The 16,924-nt window shown below is 39.6% G+C and carries 16 protein-coding genes; 11 read left to right on the forward strand and 5 right to left on the reverse strand.

Annotated elements, in window-relative coordinates; genetic code table 11:
• Window positions 1–47: 47 nt before the first annotated feature.
• Together bcp and H5162_RS15670 are read right to left on the reverse strand one after the other, a co-directional pair.
• Window positions 48–524, reverse strand: a complete 477-nt coding sequence (gene bcp, locus H5162_RS15665) for a thioredoxin-dependent thiol peroxidase (protein WP_145241547.1) — start codon at window positions 522–524, stop codon at window positions 48–50.
• Window positions 525–534: 10 nt separating this feature from the next.
• On the reverse strand, window positions 535–1,068 hold the full coding sequence (locus tag H5162_RS15670; protein ID WP_145241549.1) for a glycine cleavage system protein R: 534 nt from the start codon (window positions 1,066–1,068) through the stop codon (window positions 535–537).
• 352 nt (window positions 1,069–1,420) lie between these two features.
• Here H5162_RS15670 and bamC point away from each other — a divergent pair, with 352 nt between their 5' ends.
• Together bamC and H5162_RS15680 are read left to right on the forward strand one after the other, a co-directional pair.
• Window positions 1,421–2,482, forward strand: a complete 1,062-nt coding sequence (bamC, locus tag H5162_RS15675; RefSeq protein ID WP_145241551.1) for an outer membrane protein assembly factor BamC — start codon at window positions 1,421–1,423, stop codon at window positions 2,480–2,482.
• 67 nt (window positions 2,483–2,549) lie between these two features.
• On the forward strand, window positions 2,550–3,968 hold the full coding sequence (locus tag H5162_RS15680; protein ID WP_182731893.1) for a YjiH family protein: 1,419 nt from the start codon (window positions 2,550–2,552) through the stop codon (window positions 3,966–3,968).
• 59 nt (window positions 3,969–4,027) lie between these two features.
• Here H5162_RS15680 and H5162_RS15685 read toward each other — a convergent pair whose 3' ends face one another.
• Complete coding sequence (locus H5162_RS15685) at window positions 4,028–6,397, reverse strand: EAL domain-containing protein (RefSeq protein WP_182778959.1); 2,370 nt, start codon at window positions 6,395–6,397, stop codon at window positions 4,028–4,030.
• A 249-nt stretch (window positions 6,398–6,646) separates the two neighbouring features.
• On the opposite strand from H5162_RS15685, the gene pyrC reads away from it, so the two are divergent.
• The 9 genes from pyrC to H5162_RS15730 all read left to right on the forward strand — a co-directional run bounded on the left by pyrC (window position 6,647) and on the right by H5162_RS15730 (window position 15,380).
• The gene (gene pyrC, locus H5162_RS15690; RefSeq protein WP_182760475.1) at window positions 6,647–7,699 is read left to right on the forward strand and encodes a dihydroorotase; all 1,053 of its coding nucleotides are present in this window, start codon (window positions 6,647–6,649) and stop codon (window positions 7,697–7,699) included.
• Between the two features lie 322 nt (window positions 7,700–8,021).
• Window positions 8,022–8,231, forward strand: a complete 210-nt coding sequence (locus H5162_RS15695; RefSeq protein ID WP_145241558.1) for a cold-shock protein — start codon at window positions 8,022–8,024, stop codon at window positions 8,229–8,231.
• 1,061 nt (window positions 8,232–9,292) lie between these two features.
• On the forward strand, window positions 9,293–10,063 hold the full coding sequence (locus tag H5162_RS15700) for a DUF3450 domain-containing protein (RefSeq protein ID WP_145241560.1): 771 nt from the start codon (window positions 9,293–9,295) through the stop codon (window positions 10,061–10,063).
• Window positions 10,064–10,069: 6 nt separating this feature from the next.
• Window positions 10,070–11,434, forward strand: coding sequence for a MotA/TolQ/ExbB proton channel family protein (locus H5162_RS15705; protein ID WP_145241562.1), 1,365 nt, complete (start codon window positions 10,070–10,072; stop codon window positions 11,432–11,434).
• Complete coding sequence (locus H5162_RS15710; RefSeq protein WP_145241564.1) at window positions 11,434–11,958, forward strand: MotA/TolQ/ExbB proton channel family protein; 525 nt, start codon at window positions 11,434–11,436, stop codon at window positions 11,956–11,958. The genes H5162_RS15705 and H5162_RS15710 overlap by 1 nt, the downstream gene beginning before the upstream one ends.
• Before the next feature lie 14 nt (window positions 11,959–11,972).
• Entirely contained in the window at window positions 11,973–12,377 is a 405-nt protein-coding gene (locus H5162_RS15715) for a biopolymer transporter ExbD (protein WP_054205753.1), read from the forward strand.
• Window positions 12,377–12,994: an energy transducer TonB gene (locus tag H5162_RS15720; RefSeq protein WP_145241566.1), complete on the forward strand. Its 618-nt coding sequence runs from the start codon at window positions 12,377–12,379 to the stop codon at window positions 12,992–12,994. The genes H5162_RS15715 and H5162_RS15720 overlap by 1 nt, the downstream gene beginning before the upstream one ends.
• Window positions 12,995–13,005: 11 nt before the next feature.
• A complete protein-coding gene (locus tag H5162_RS15725; RefSeq protein WP_182735409.1) occupies window positions 13,006–14,265 on the forward strand; it encodes a hypothetical protein in 1,260 nt (419 codons plus the stop codon).
• Between the two features lie 62 nt (window positions 14,266–14,327).
• Window positions 14,328–15,380: a hypothetical protein gene (locus tag H5162_RS15730; protein WP_182735410.1), complete on the forward strand. Its 1,053-nt coding sequence runs from the start codon at window positions 14,328–14,330 to the stop codon at window positions 15,378–15,380.
• Between the two features lie 16 nt (window positions 15,381–15,396).
• Here H5162_RS15730 and H5162_RS15735 read toward each other — a convergent pair whose 3' ends face one another.
• Window positions 15,397–15,741, reverse strand: coding sequence for a TraR/DksA C4-type zinc finger protein (locus H5162_RS15735; protein WP_145241572.1), 345 nt, complete (start codon window positions 15,739–15,741; stop codon window positions 15,397–15,399).
• A 71-nt stretch (window positions 15,742–15,812) separates the two neighbouring features.
• Window positions 15,813–16,769, reverse strand: a complete 957-nt coding sequence (locus tag H5162_RS15740; protein WP_145241574.1) for a tRNA-dihydrouridine synthase — start codon at window positions 16,767–16,769, stop codon at window positions 15,813–15,815.
• Window positions 16,770–16,924: the final 155 nt, after the last annotated feature.

Here is a 16,924-nt window from a genome sequence, read left to right on the forward strand (position 1 = left end):
ACCTAGCACCTAGCACCTAGCACCTAGCACCTAGCACCTAGCACCGATTATTTAGTCAAATAATCCAGCACCACTTGATGATGGTCTTTGGTTTTAAATTTATCGAAAAAGTGCTTTATTGTTCCGTCTTGGCCGATCAAGAAGCTTAAACGGTGAATACCGTCGTACTCTTTACCCATAAACTTTTTGTAGCCCCATACGCCGAATGCTTCTGCAATCGCGTGATCTTCGTCTGAAAGTAGGTCAAAGTTTAATTCTTTTTTGGTTTCAAAGTTCTTTAATTTTTTTACCGGATCAGGGCTGATACCAACCACGCGGGTATTTAGCTGTGCTAACACGGCTTTTTCATCACGTAAGTTTTCAGCTTGCACGGTGCAACCAGGTGTTGATGCTTTTGGATAAAAGTACACTAATACTTGCTGCTCTTTTAATAGCTCTGCAAGGACGATTGTTTCGTCATCTTGATTTTGTAGGCTAAAAGCGGGTGCTTTGTCACCGGCTTGTAATGGATTAATTGTGTTCATGCTTTGCTCCTTAGCGAATGCGTCGAAATATGTAATCTACGTTTAGAGTACGCGACAGATCTTCAAATTGGACTTTAAACGTATCAATGTCAACCTCAACAGGAATGTTAAACTCCAGTTCACAGCGCATTTTTGTATCTTTTTCTTCGTCATAGGTATCTGACTTTAAAGAACAAATACTAATGTGGTTGTCGGCAAAAAAGCGGGTAACTTTACTTAACGTGCCTGGTGTGTCGATACCTGTATATTCGAGGGTGTAGCCGGCACAAAATTCACTTTGAGTATGACTGGCTGTCCGCTTCATCATAGTGAGTAAGCCCAGCTCCATGCCTTTGAGGGGCAGGGTGTGTTCAATGCGGCTGATTGCCGACATATCACCTGATAACAGCATAATAAATGTAAATTCATTGCCTAAGATGGCAATGCGACTATCAATAATATTACAGTGACAGTCACTGACTAATTGGGTTAATTCACTGACAATACCAGGGCGATCATCGCCAATAGCAGTTAAAACGATCTGATGATTTGAAAAAGCAGTCATGAATTCAAGTACCTAGGTTATATTATTAATAACAATCAGAGTAAGCTGAGCCGGCAATTACCACCACACGGCGGCGAAGTTTAACACAAAACAATCGCTAAACTACAGGCCGAGATAATTAAGCTGTTATTAAAGCACGGTGTTTCTTGTTTTTAGTGGCATGGGAAAGTACCATAGTTAAAATTTTGCATATAGACTGGCTTACATTTACGTTTAGCCGTGCCCTAAAGTAACGGGGTTTGCATAAAAACAAGATACGTAAAGTTAATATTGGCTTTACACTGAACCAAATCGGCATAACCCACTCATATATTTGTTAAAACAATTAAGGGTATGCTAAGGAGAATTATCTGTGCAGTATTGGATCCCAAAAGCGCTTGCTGTAAGCGTATTGGTTAGCTTGTCAGGATGTGGTGTGTTCACTGACGAAGCGCATCAAAAACGTAATTACCGTGCCAGTGAGCCGGTACAAGTGCCAGGACAATTGGCTCAGCCAGCTTTAGACCCCATTTATAAAATGGATGTGGCAGAATATAATAATGATCCGGATTCAACAAACTATCGTCCCCCAGCACAAGTATTAACTGTGGCAAAAGGCAGTTGGGTTGAAGAAGGTGATAAACAAGCACGCGTTTATTTTGATAAAAACGATGGTATTGCAAATTTAGATGAGTTTATTTGGGATTCAGTACACGCTGTGTTAACTGAGCATCAAACAAAGGCAATCAAACAAGATAAGTCATTAGGTTCGATTGAAACTGACTGGTATGCGATTATCAAACCCGAGGAAGGTTGGTTGTGGAATAGCGATACCGCTGTATCTGAGCAACGTTTTATTTTTACTATTGAAGAGAAGTCACATCAGCGTACTGCTTCGTTAAGCGCTAAGCTAGCGGAATACAATAGTAAAGATGTGCCATTGACGCCAATTTTGCAACAGCAACTAGAAGTGCGTGCACTAAATCAAGTTGTGGCTGAATTTGATTATCGTTATCGTCAACTTGAAGTTGAAATTCGCAAACAACAAGGCATTATTTCGTTGGAAATGGGCTTTGACAATAAAGGTAATGCGGCGCTGGTAACGGAACAGGATTACTCATTAATATTTGATCGTTTCTCAGGGTTCCTTGAGCGCTTGTCGTTTACGATTGTTGAAATTGACCAAGATCGTGGTTTGATCACAGCTGATTACAACAAACCTGAATCAAGTGTTTGGGATTCAATTTGGGGTGAAGAGCTTGCTGAATTACCGATTGAAAATGGCCAATATCAAATTTTAGTCAGTCGCACCAAAGAAGGTGGTACTAGCTTAACGTGGATGGACGATGAAGGCACAACGTTAGAGCCTGGTACGATGAATGACTTACAACAAGCGTTAGAAAGTGCTTTGCGTCAACGCGGTATTAAAATTTAATAATAAATAATAATAACACCACAAAAAGAGCTTTTGCTCTTTTTGTGGTTTTTACAGGTTGAAAACAATGTCTAATCTAACTTCCTCTCACCCGCAGTTTGACTTTAAGATATGGTTTAATTTTTTAGTTCCGTCTCTGATTGGGGTTCTCTTATTCATGACTCCAGTGCCAATGGACGGGGCAATGACTATTCCTATCGCTGTTATGGCAAAAGCGGTGCAAGCTCATATTACATCGTATGCCGATACGTTGATTACATTAATTATTTGTACTACAGGTGTTTTATCATTGATATTCAAGGTTTTTAAGCCTGCGGTATTAATGAAATCTACTATTTTAAAGCATCTTTTTGATGTGCATTGGCTTTGGCTAGTGATCCGTTTATTTGGTATGGCGTTTATTATCTTAACGGTTTTAAGCATTAATAATCCGGATTTTAAATCGACATTACCAGAGTTTTTAATTCCGCTTTTCGATGGTATTACATCAGGAAGTACCGGTGGCTTAGTGCTAAAAGATTTATTACCAGTGCTATTTTCGGTGTTTATTTTAGCGGGCTTATTACTGCCTTTATTGTTAAATTTTGGTTTGCTGGAGCTAGTAGGCACGTTATTAACTAGAGTAATGCGCCCGTTATTTGGCGTGCCAGGACGAAGTGCTGTTGATTGTGCAACCTCTTGGTTAGGCGATGGCAGTGTGGGTATTTTAATGACCGCGCGCCAATATGAAGAAAAGCATTACACTCAGCGTGAAGCTGCGATTATCGGTACTACATTCTCTGCGGTATCAATTACGTTTTGTTTGGTGGTATTAGGCCAAGTAGGACTAGAAAAATTATTTGCCCCATTTTATTTAACGGTTTGTTTAGCGGGAGTTGTTGCTGCGCTGATCGTGCCACGCATACCGCCATTGAGCTTTAAGAAAGATATATATATTGATGGTAGTCAGCCTGATCAGCACAAAGAGCGCGTGCCGCATGGCAAAAATGTGTTTAAACATGCCCTACATGTCGCGCTGCACAAAGCTAAAAACTCACCGGGCTTTGCAGGTACAATGAAAGAAGGCATTCACAACGCATTGGATATGGTGTTTGCAGTATTACCTGTAGTGATGGCTGTGGGCACATTCGCATTAATTATTGCTGAATATACGCCGATATTTGCTTATTTAGGTAAACCGTTCATCCCATTTTTAGAGTTATTACAAATACCAGAAGCAGAAGCTGCCGCGCAAACGATCATGGTTGGCTTTGCGGATATGTTTATTCCATCAATCTTAGCTGCTGGCACGATTGAAAGTGATGTTACTCGCTTTATTATTGCGGCAATGAGTGTAACCCAGTTAATTTACATGTCAGAAGTGGGCGCGCTTTTATTGGGTAGTAAAATCCCGGTAAATATATTTGAATTGTTTGTAATATTTATTCTCAGAACCTTGATCACGTTACCCGTTATTGCTCTGATGGCACATTGGTTGGTTGGCTGATTCTGCCTGTTTTTTATTTGCAAGAAGCCCTGATTAATCAGGGCTTTTTTATGGTTGTTTTAAAGTGGTTTATCAATCAATAAAATTGCTTGAGCGGCGGGCAGGGGTTTGGCTTTTAAGAAGCCTTGGCCAAAATCACATTGAGTTTTTTGCAATATGGCGAGTTGCTCTTGCGTTTCAATTCCTTCGGCTACAACATCTAACTTAAGTGATGATGCCAATGACAAAATGGCATCAACTAATGGCGTGGCGGTGTCTTTAAGACGGTCAATAAAGCTCTTATCAATTTTTAGCACATGAATTGGCAGTTGGTGTAAGTAACCCAAAGAAGAGTATCCGGTGCCAAAATCATCTAAACATAACTTTACTTTTAATGGCGCTAACCCTTCAATTATCTTGGTTGCTAATTCTAAGTTTTCGATCAAACCTGATTCGGTGATCTCTAAACATAAGGAGCCTAATGCTAGCTCATATTTATTATAAATAGCATGAATTTGCGAGATAAAGTCTACACTTGCAAAGTGTCGTGAGGAAACATTCACCGTCACACGCAAGAAACGTTTACCTTGTTGTTGCCAAGCAGCTATTTGTTTTCCTGCCAGATCTAATAAATGCAGGTCGAGATTAATTATTTGCCCAGTGTTTTCTGCTATTGAAATAAAATCATTAGGTGAAACAAAGCCTTTGCGTGGGTGGTGCCAACGAACGAGTGCTTCAAAACCTACAACGTTACATTGCTGTATAGCAAAGATCGGCTGATAATATAACTCAAATTCATGATGCTCAATGCCATGTTGTAGATCATTTTCTATATCTGCGTGACTTTTAAGCTTTTTACGCATGGTGTTATTAAAAAATCTGACTTGGCCACGGCCTGTTGATTTAGCTTCGTACATTGCAGCATCTGCATGCTGTAATAACTGATAGGCTTTATCATTTTCGTTTTCGCAAAATGCAACGCCAATACTAGTAGAAGCTTGCAGTAAATGGCCATCAATATTAAGTGGTTTAGCGAGTACTTTTTTAATCCGCTTTAATGCATCATTAACTTGGTTTTTATGAGTGATGTTTTCCATAAAAATAGCAAACTCGTCACCACCGAGTCGTGCGAATGTATCGGTATTTCGAATTGTGCCTTTAATTAACTTACAAATGGCGATTAAAAAGTGATCGCCCACTTCATGCCCTAAAGAGTCATTGATGCTTTTGAAGCGGTCGAAATCTAGATACAGCAACGCATGATATCGCCCTTTGGGTGTTCGAGTTAGCCGTAAGATGCCGTGCTTAATGCGGTCAATCAGTAAAGAGCGATTAGCAAGCCCAGTTAATTCATCATGCAAAGCGCGATGTTCAAGTGCTTGGCGAGATAGTTGTCTGTCGATAGCCATACTAATTTGGCGGCTGACATACGTCAGTAGAGCGAGGTCATGATCATTATAATGGTGAGTTTTATCGTAACTTTGTACTACGATCACACCACTTATATGTTCGCTTACTTTAAATGGAACACCAAGCCAAGATTCTGACTGGCGGCCTACCATTTTAAAATGGCCATCATTTATATGTTGTTGATATTCTTTTTTATTTAATAGTAATGGCTGTTCGGAATTTAAAAGGTAATAGGATGCGGTATGTTTTAGTTGCTCTTTTGATATTTTTTTATGAGCATTTGAACGTACTCCTTCCTCGACAATGTAAACAATATCGAGAATATCGATATTTTTGTTGTATAGCCCTACCAAAAAGTTATCAGCGCGTAGCAAGTTGGTCATAATGCCATGCAATGCTTCTAAAAAAGTATCTAAGTCATTGGCTTGATAGGTTAAATTTGCTATTTGTAAGAGCGTTCCTTCTAGCTTTTGTGCAGCATTTAATTTACTCACCGTTTGTTGCAAGTTCTCAACAGTATTGACCTGATTTATTTTGGCACTGAGTAAATGCGCAACGGTGGTTAAAATTTCAAGATGGGCATCACTAAAATAGTTACGTACCGGGTGCTCGCAGTCTATAACTCCTAAAACCTGCTGCTTATAAACTAATGGTACACATAGTTCAGACATTGCAGGGCGTACATCTGCGATATAACGGCTATCAGTACTGACATCACCAATGATAACAGCGCGACTTGTAGAAGCAACATAACCAGTAATGCCTTGATTAAATGCGATAGTTTTTCGTTCTACGGCATAGTTACTATCTGCAGGTGACACTCCCATTGATGCGACTTCATGTAAGGTTGTAGCACTTTCATCGGCAATATAAATAACACAATCGACAAAGCCTAACCGCTTAACTACTTCAGTGGTCACGTAGTCGAATAATTCATCGAGTTTATCTAACTGTAATAAGCTTGAAGAAAACTGATTAATAATACTCAGTTGCTCGGTTTTTGCATCAAGCGCTGAAGATAAGTCTACTTTATTCTGCATATGCCACGCGTGAATATACCGTTTTGTGTCATTGATATACTTATAGATTAACGGAATGTTAACGTTTAGACAAAGAATAAATAAAATTAACGAGGTATGTTTGTAAAGGTAAACGCACGCCAAACGATTGATGAACCAGTGTTTTCATTCTATCTGTTGATAAAAAGCATCAGGAAAAACCGCAATAAAATCTTTACTCAGATAGGGCATATGCATATGATCAACTAAATTCAGCCGAGGAAACAAGTAATGACAAAGCAAGCCTTCGACACTCAGTCAACGTTAACTATCACTCGTCCAGATGACTGGCATGTTCATTTACGTGATGGGGATCAACTAAAAGATACAGTGCGTGATATTAGCCGCTATATGGGACGCGCTATTATTATGCCAAACTTAGTTCCTCCGGCAACCTGTACTGAAACTGCTTTAGCGTATCGCGACCGTATTATGGCGGCCGGGCCACAAGGAAATTTTGAGCCATTAATGGTGCTTTATCTAACAGATAATACGAGCGCGGATGAGATTAAAAAAGCACATGCAACTGGTAAAATTGTTGCTGCTAAAGTGTATCCAGCAGGTGCGACAACAAATTCTGATTCTGGTGTAACATCAATTAAAAAGATTTACCCAGCATTAAAAGCCATGCAAGAAGTCGGTATGTTATTGCTGATCCATGGTGAAGTGACAGATTCATCGATTGATATATTTGATCGTGAAAAAGTATTCTTAGAAACTATTTTAGTGGATGTTGTACAAGACTTCCCAGATTTAAAAATTGTGCTTGAACACATCACCACTAAAGATGCCGTTGATTTTGTAAATAATGCCTCTGATAATGTGGCTGCAACCATTACTGCACATCATTTATTGTATAACCGTAATCATATGTTAGCGGGAGGGATCCGCCCACATTACTACTGTTTACCAATATTAAAGCGTAATACACACCAACAAGCACTTATTAGTGCTGCGATCAGTGGCAGTGCTAAGTTTTTCTTAGGTACAGATTCGGCGCCGCATTATAAAGATAAAAAAGAAGCCGCATGTGGATGTGCCGGTGCATACACCGCTCATGCTGCACTTGAGTTATACGCTGAAGCATTTGAGGAGGCCGGAGCGCTTGATAAGCTTGAAGGCTTTGCAAGTCATTTTGGTCCAGACTTTTATGGTTTAGCACGTAATGCAGATACTGTTACCCTTATAAAGCAACCATGGACAGTGCCAGCAAGTTACCCATTAGGAAATGATCACGTGGTGCCAATTAAAGCCGAAAGTACAATTGATTGGCTGATCAAATAACCATAGAGTAAGTAAAGCACAGCTGAGAAAGGTGTGCTTTTTGTATTAAAATTAATCACTTGAACAGTTTTATTGAGTTGATGTTAAAAGCATTAAAATAATTCTGAATTAATAGAGCTAAAACAATTATATTGTGTTAACCTTAACTTGCTTTGAGTTTTTGCGTATTGAATTTTTTGGTTAATGTGCGGCGTGTAAGGTTTCCGGTTAATGGTTATTACTTCTTCCTGTACTTTATCCCAGCGATTTATTGGGCATTCACTCAGGGAGGATATAGCCAATCTGGCTGAATTTTAATTATTGACTTACAGGAAAATTTGGTATGTCAAACACGGTTACTGGTAAAGTTAAGTTCTTCAACGAAGCTAAAGGTTTCGGTTTTATTGAACAAGAAAATGGTCCTGACGTATTCGTACATTTCAGCGCTATTACAGGCTCAGGTTTTCGCACTCTAAGCGAAGGCCAACAAGTGTCTTTCGGCATCAAGCAAGGCCAAAAAGGCCCTGAAGCTGAGAACGTAGAATTAGCATAATTTTTATTATGTGAACCTAGGTTCAACTTGGTGAAACAGGACTCTGTTTCACCATAATTTCCCCCTCATCAAATTCTTTTTTAAAATAAACTTTCTACCGCTACTTTTTAAATTCAATAAATATACACTAAATTCTGAATGCTATTTCACTAGACCAAATGCTGCTCAATACAAGCGGTGTACATCCTTGCGTCCCTCAATAAACTTTTTATACCAACTGTATACAGTTAGTCAGCTACTCAACACCAATAACGATGATGTTTTTAATTAATACCAATCGACTTAAATATTTAACCATTCTAGCGAGCTAAATAAAGCGCTAACTGCGTTATAATTTTTTCAAGTAGAACAACTACATGTCAAAAGTTACGCCTTGTTATCACTGTATTTATATGTCGCTATAAATGGTCAGTAACTTAACACGATTGGTATAAATTAGTATTTAATTAGATAATGCTATTTTACCTCTGATTGTTCATAGACAAGTTTGGCACGGTTAGTAATCGGTATAAAAGAAATTGGGTATATAGCGTTATTATTTCGAATATATTGGTAACATTTACAGTGCGCCTTTAAGTCTTGTAGATAAAAAACAAATATAACTTCTGTTTGTAAAATTGCGGCTACGTTTTCTTTTAAAGGTCGGGTGCTTGTTTTTTGTACGAAACACCTAGGTTATTGCTGCATAAAAAGGCTTTTTTACTGAATGATTACGCTTATTCGAAATTATTATGAACTTTTTTTAACCCTGCTTGATTACACATAAAATGTTACATTAATGTTTTCTCTTTCATTAAGGGAGGTAAAACTGTTGTTAGTAAGCGGCTTTCATCCTATATGAAAATCCACCTCTGTTACATTTATGTTAATCCTTTGTTTTTTGTGTTTTAGTTTGCAATGATTGAATTAATTTATTTATGGTTAATTCCAAACATCAAGTTGACAGCGTGCATTGCATTTAGCATTATTGGAGGGTTGATATCTATTAAAAGATATCAGGGTTGTCTCCTTCGGGAGGTAATTAAATTATAAAAGTAACATTACTTAATTGGTTGGGAACTATGTCTGTTAAAATCAGAAAGAGTCTTGTAGCAACTGCGTTGGTTGGCGCTTTTGCATTCGCAAGCAGCAATGTGATTGCAGATCCTTTGAATGACGTGCAAAAAGCAGGTCTACAAATTCAAACGGCTGCGGTTAAGTCTCAAACTAAAATTGACAATGTATATGGTCAAACTCAAGAGCTATTAGCTGAGTACCGTAGCGTTGTTGATGAATCTGAGCTATTAAAAGTATACAACGATCACGTTGCCCGTTTGGTCGCTGACCAAAACGCGTCAATTGAATCGTTTGACCGTCAAATCGCTACGATCGACAACACAAAACAAAACGTTGTGCCTTTGATGTATCGCATGATCGATACGCTCGAGCAATTCATCAAAGCGGACGTTCCGTTTAACAGTGACAATCGTTTGGCGCGTGTTGAAAGATTACGTGAAACAATGGTTTCTTCTTCTGTTACTACTTCAGAGAAGTTCCGTCAAGTGTTAGAAGCGTACACTATCGAAGCTGCATATAGCTCTTTAGTAGCTGCTTCACAAGGTACTTTAGAAGTTGATGGCAAGAGCATTAACGTTGATTTCGGCCAACTTGGTCGTATCACTTACGTTGCTCAATCGTTTGACTTAAAGCACGCATGGGTATGGGATAACAATACTAAACAGTGGAAAGAATTAGGTGATGAATACCTAAAACCTGTTAAAGAAGTTATTCGTATGGCGCGTAAGCAAGCGACATTAGAACTTGTTAAACTACCAATCTTTGGCGCGGAGTAATCAATAATGAAGAAACTATTTAAAGGTTTTGCTGTTGCAGCAGTACTATCTGTTTCTGCAGGTACCGCGCTTAATGCACATGCAAATACCACTGCTTTAGATAAAATTCTTGAGCAAGTAAAGCAAGAGCGTATATCTGAAGGCAAAATCAATAAGCAACGTGAGCAAGAATTCTTATCAGATCGTGCTGATAAGCAAGCGTTACTTAATAAAGCAAAAAGCCAATTAGCTGCTGAAAAAGCTCGTGGCGATCGTTTAACTAAAGAATATGCACAAAACGAAAATACTTTAGCTGAGAAAGAGGCTGCTCTTCAAAGCGCACAAGGTACGTTGGGTGAAATGTTTGGTGTTGTACGTCGTGCTGCGCAAGATGCAATTGGTTCAATCGAAGCATCACTTGTTTCTGCTGAAAAACCTGGCCGTGCTGAAATCTTACGTTCATTAGCTGCTGCTAAAGAACTACCAACAGTTCGTGAACTTGAAGAGCTTTGGATTTCACTACAAACTGAAATGACTGAGTCAGCTAAAGTTTCAACATTCGAAACTGAAGTTGCAGGTCTTGACGGTAACGCGACAGTTAAGAAAGTAACACGTATCGGTAACTTCAACTTAGTAACAGACGATGGCTACTTAATCTATTCGCCTGAAACTAAATCAATTCAGCCTTTAGGTAAACAGCCTGATGGTTACATCCTTGCTGGTATTAAAGACTTAGAAAATACGTCTTCTGATAACTATGCTGGTGTATACGTGGATCCGACTCGTGGTGCTATCTTACGTATCAATACACAAAAAGCGACACTTGATGAATACTTCCACCAAGGTGGCGTAGTTGGTTACATCATTACTGCGTTATTAGGTTTAGGTATCTTAATCACACTAGTACGCTTTATTGACCTTACACTTACTCGTAGTAAGATTAATAGCCAGCTTAAAAACGTGTCTACACCGAATACAAATAACCCACTGGGTCGTATTCTTAAAGTGTATCATGACAATAAATCGCAAGATGTTGAAAACCTTGAGCTTAAACTTGATGAAGCGATTCTTCGTGAAACGCCACGCATTGAAGCTGGTATCAATATCATTAAAATCCTTGCTGCAATCGCCCCGTTACTTGGTCTACTAGGTACGGTAATCGGTATGATCTTAACGTTCCAAACAATCACATTGTTCGGTACAGGTGATCCGAAGATCATGGCAGGTAACATCTCTCTAGCACTTGTAACTACTGCGCTAGGTCTAATTGCTGCACTACCACTTATTCTTCTTCACGCTGTTGTTGCGGGTCGTAGTAAGTCGGTATTACACATCCTTGATGAGCAAAGCGCAGGTATTATTGCTACTCACGCGGAGAAGGAGAAAGCCTAATGCTAGTCCTGATGGAGATCTGGGAATCTATCAGGGATTTTGTTGGCACAGGCGGCCAGGTTTTATACGTGGTCGCGATAGCACTCTTTCTTATGTGGGTTTTAATGATTGAGCGCTATTGGTTCTTACTTGCAGAATTTCCTCGTTTATCGTCGGAAATTGTAGCAAAGTGGGATGCCCGCCAAGACACTACGTCTTGGTACGCACACAGAATCCGTGAAGCATGGATTTCTGAAGCGTCTGAAAAATTAGATCAGCGTATGTTGTTGATTAAAACATTAGTAGCTGTTTGTCCTTTAATTGGCTTACTTGGTACAGTAACAGGCATGATCGCGGTTTTTGAAACCATGGCAAGCCAAGGTACAGGTAATGCACGTTTAATGGCATCAGGTATTTCAATGGCAACAATCCCAACAATGGCTGGAATGGTTGCGGCATTATCTGGAGTATTCTTTAGCTCACGCCTTGAGGCAAGAGCGAGAATGGTGAAAGCCAAGCTTGTTGATAGTATGCCTCATCACTAGAGAGAGAATTAAATATGGCACGTAAACAACGTTTTCGTGAAGAAGAAGATGCAACGGTAGATATGACACCGATGCTTGACATCGTATTTATCATGCTTATTTTCTTTATCGTAACTACATCGTTCGTTAAAGAGGCTGGTATCGAGGTCAATAAACCAAAAGCGGCCCAAGCTACGAAGCAAAAAAATGCTAACATTTTTATTGCAATTCGTGACAACGGCGAAATCTGGATTGATAAACAGCAAGTTGATGTTGAACGTGTTTCAGCAAAAATTGAAAGTTTATTAGCAGAACAACCTACTGAAGTTGTAATTTTGCAAGCTGACAAAGATGCAAAACACGGCGTAGTGGTTAAAGTTATGGACCAGATCAAAGCGACGGGCGACAACCTGAGAATTTCAATAGCTGGAGATCAGTAATGATTCGTTTTCTGTTTTCACTGATTGCAGGTGGGGCAGTTACTTTCGGCTTGTTCTACTTCATGGCCTTCCTCATCTCTGGTGGGGCTGACCGTAATACGGAACAAAAAGAGCAGATCATAGTCGAAATTATGACGAATCCGCCTGAATCTAAGGTGCAGGAACGGAAGCGAGTACCGCCTCCGCCGCCTCCACCGCCAAAGCAGCCGCCTAAACCGCAGCCGCCACAGCCGGAAAACAACAACCCAAATCCAGGTGCTATGTCATTTAACATGCCAAGCATTAATGTGGGAAGTTCGGCAGGTGGTCTAAGTGGTCCAGGGGCATTCGGACGAGACGGTGATGCGACACCAATCGTTCGTATTGAACCAAAATATCCAACACAAGCAGCACGTGATGGCAAAGAAGGTTGGGTACAACTTTCATTCTCAATCGATGAATTGGGTGGGGTTACTGATGTTGAAGTAATCGACGCAGACCCTAAACGTATTTTCGATAGAGAAGCTAAACGCGCCTTGAGCAAGTGGAAATACCGTCCTAAAATTATTGACGGTAAGCCACAAAAGCAAGTTGGCTTACAAGTTCAGCTAGACTTTAAAATTAACCAAGGCAATTAAGGAGGCAAGTAATGAGAAATTTATCTAAAGTAACAGCACTTGCGGTACTTATGTCTTTCTCGGGTGCAGTATTTACTGCACCGGTTCTAGCAGCGCCAGATCCCGCGAAAATTGAAGCGCGGAAGAAAGCAAAAACTAGAATCATGGGTGAGCGCACTGGTAAAAAAGTTATAAAAGCGTTTGACTTATATAACGAAGAAAAGCTAGACGAAGCAATTGCTTTACTTAAAGAAATTGATGCATCAGATGATTTCGATAAAGCAACAGTTAATCGCTATTTAGGTAGCATGTATGCACAGAAAGAGCAGTACAAGACTGCGATTAGTTACTTACAATTAGCTGTTGCCCCTGATGTTTTGAACTTTGCAGATCAAGAACAAAGTTTAAAAACATTAGGCGATATGTATGCTGGTACTGAGCAGTATGAAAAAGCCAAAAATGCTTATGTTGCATGGATGGACTTTACTGGTGAAGAAGATGCAACGGTTTATACTCGTATAGCCCAAGCTAATTACCAGTTACAAAAGTTCAAAGATGTTTTTGCACCTGCAGATAAAGCAATTAAACTTCAAAAAGAGCCTAACAAAGGCCCTTACCAATTAAAATTAGGTTCTTATTTTGAACTTAAAGACTATAAAAATATGGTTAAAATTGGTGAAGAAATTGTTCGTATTTGGCCAGATGATAAAAAAGCATGGGTAAGTTTAGGTAAATACTACCTTCAGACGGAAGACTACAAAACTGGTCTTGCGACGATGGAAGTAGCTTACAAAAACGGTTATTTTGAAACTGAAGTTGATTATAAAGTTTTGTCTAACTTCTATTCATTGAATGAGATCCCTTATAAAGCCGCTAAGGTTTTAGAGAAGTCTATCGATGATAAGATTGTGAAGCGTAATAAACAAAATATCAGTGCAGTGGCAAGTAACTACCATCGCTCAAAAGATATTGCAAAAGCAGCTAAGTACTATGAAGAAGCGGCAAAATTTGATGACGATGCTGAGCTTTATCGCAAAGCAGGTTCATTACTTTTACAATCGCAAAATTATAGTGCTGCCGTTGTTCGTCTGAACAAGGCGCTTGAATTTGGTTCTGATAAGAAAGGAACTATTTATTCAGATTTAGCGGAAGCTTATTACTATCAAGAAAAGTATAAGCAAGCTTATGCTGCAATTACTAAAGCAATGGATGACCCTCGCACGCGTAAGTTTGCGAAAGGTTGGTCTGTATTTATTAAAGATAAAGCCGCTCGCAACGGTGTTAAGATTTAACTTTAATTCGCTATAGCAATTTATAAAAAGCCCCTATGGGGCTTTTTTTATTGGATTAACTCATGATAAAACACCTAATATGGATATGCTTCTTAGCGCTTTTCTTGAGCGCATGTGGTGATACGAATAATCAGTATCAAAGTAAAGAGCAAGCTCAGCAAGCGTTGCAAACACTAAATCAATTTTTAAGACCAACAGGTGAAATTAAACCAGTTAACAAGCAACAGTTTCCATTCAGTGATGCGTATTTAAAAGAGCGCCACAGCATATATCAAGCAATGCAAACCCTTGAATTAACTCCTGTCGCTCAGCGCACATTGGATTACCTCATTATTGCAGAGCGTTTTCCGCAGCGTTACTTTACGTGGCCGGTGTATATTCCTGTGCTCGATAACATGCTTGCCTATAACCAGCAACACGATATTACTGCAAACATAAACAATTGGCTTAGTTTTACCCAGCAGCAGTTAATACTTGCTAAAGAGAGCAAACTTAGACTCAACTCAATCGAGCTTAATGCCTTACAAGCGCAGGTAACTAAAAATCTTGCTCGCGTTGATCTTCCAGAAAATCTTAAACACACTCTAACTGAATTTAATGATTATTTAGCTCTCTATGCACCCCGAGGTAGTGTTGGTTTACATGGCATATCAAATGGTGGGTCTTGGTATCAAAGTAAGTTAAATTACTTCTCAGGCGTCACTAAAGCACCAATAAATTGGCTAGTAGCAGTACAATCTCAGTTGAAGGAAATGCAGCAAGAAGCATATTCTATCCATGTAGCAGTTGATCATCGCTATTCCGTGCTTGCACAGCGTTTTGCATTGTCTAATAAAAAGCTTGTTGGCTTTGATTGGGCACAAGATTATCAGAGTCTGATAGGTTATGCTGGGCAAGCTGCAACAGGACTAAGTAATGAAGAGCGTACTTTTTGGTTAGCTATGATGGAAACCGATCTTGGCATACATTACCATGCTTGGACTGTCCAACAAGCGAAAGTTAATTTGCTTAAACGGCTGAAAATGACGCCACAACAAGTCGATTATTTAGTGGCTGATATCATTTTTTATCCGGCGCAAAGTTTTGCGTTTGCAACACTTTTAACAACTTCGTAAGTCCGCTTGCTGATTTTTATAGCCTTGGCTCGCAGTTGCCACAGCGCTGCGCTGTTGGATCGGCATTCAGCCGTTGCGAGTCAATTTTTTCTTCACAGTCACAGCAATAACCATATTGGCCGATATCGATTTGGCAGACCGCCGCTTCAAGTTGTTCTAAGCGTACTATGATATCTTTATATTCAGTGCCAAGTTGCTTTTGCGTAAGCTCTAACCATTGTTCAGGGTTATTTTTGTGCAAGGTTTCAGCTAGCGAGTGATGCGATTTGTTACTTGAGCTTGATAGTGTCGTAAGCAAGCACTGCCTTACTTGCTCTAACTCTGTATTAAGTCTTAGAAGGTGATGTTGAGCATTGATCATTGTCATTGTCCTCGTTGAGCAATGCTGCAGTATTCATTAATTTAAAAAAGCCGACTATGATGTGTGTCAAATTAAGGTGCGATAGCATATTTTTTCAAAACACCTGCAACATCTTCTTTTGTTTTAAGGCGCCTGATCTCATCGAATAAAGTATCGGCCTGGCTATATTGGCGCTTTAAATAGCCTAGCCACTGTTTAGTACGAGAAGCAAAATACTTTTCATCTTTCGCTGGGTCATGATGTATGGCTGAATGGATCAGATGATAGAGAATATGCTCCCACTGCAGGCCATCATAGTGCTCATCATTAAAGTGTGCTTTTATTTTACGTGCTAAATCAGGATGCGATAATGCACCGCGACCAAGCATTAAGTCTGTGCAACCACTACGTTGCTGGCAAAGTAGTGCATCTTCTACTTGCCAAATTTCACCATTTGCGACCACGGCGATGTTTTTATCTTTGATCAGTGGTGGAATCTTCTCCCAGTAAGCGGGCGGGTTATAACCGTCTCGCTTTGTACGGGCATGTATGGCAATACTATTGGCACCGGCACTGACAACGGCATCAACAATTTCTTGACTGTTACTGTCATCATCAAAACCTAAACGAATTTTAGCGCTTACTTGATGCTCGCTTGGCACGGCATCACGGACTGCTTTAATGATTTCATACATGTGTTCAGGATCTTTTAGTAGTACGGCGCCGCCTTTACTGCGATTGACTGTTTTAGCAGGGCAACCAAAATTAAGATCAACGCCGTGAGAGCCAAGCTCTATTACCTTGATTGCGTTTTCAGCCAATGCGTGTGCAACTTGGCCAAGTAATTGGATACGCACAGGAGTGCCTGAACGAGTGAAACCGTTATTATTTAGCTCTGGGCAATAGCGATGAAATACTTTATCAGGCAGGCAGGCATCAATAACACGAACAAATTCAGTGACGCATAAATCAAAACCGCCAATTTCGGTGAGTAGTTGACGCATTTTAAAATCGACAACCCCTTCCATAGGCGCTAAAACTAATTTCATGATAGGGGCACTTTGACTTTACATAAGGAGGCGTATTTTACCTGTAACATTGATAAATGCCAATTTTACTCCCATAGTTAACTCCAGTTTTGTACTCCTTTGTAGCGTTATCATCAATAATAAATAAAAATATGTGATTAAATGAAATATTATTT

Origin of the sequence: Pseudoalteromonas sp. SR41-8 (assembly GCF_014163915.1) — a bacterium.
Lineage (GTDB): Bacteria > Pseudomonadota > Gammaproteobacteria > Enterobacterales > Alteromonadaceae > Pseudoalteromonas > Pseudoalteromonas rhizosphaerae.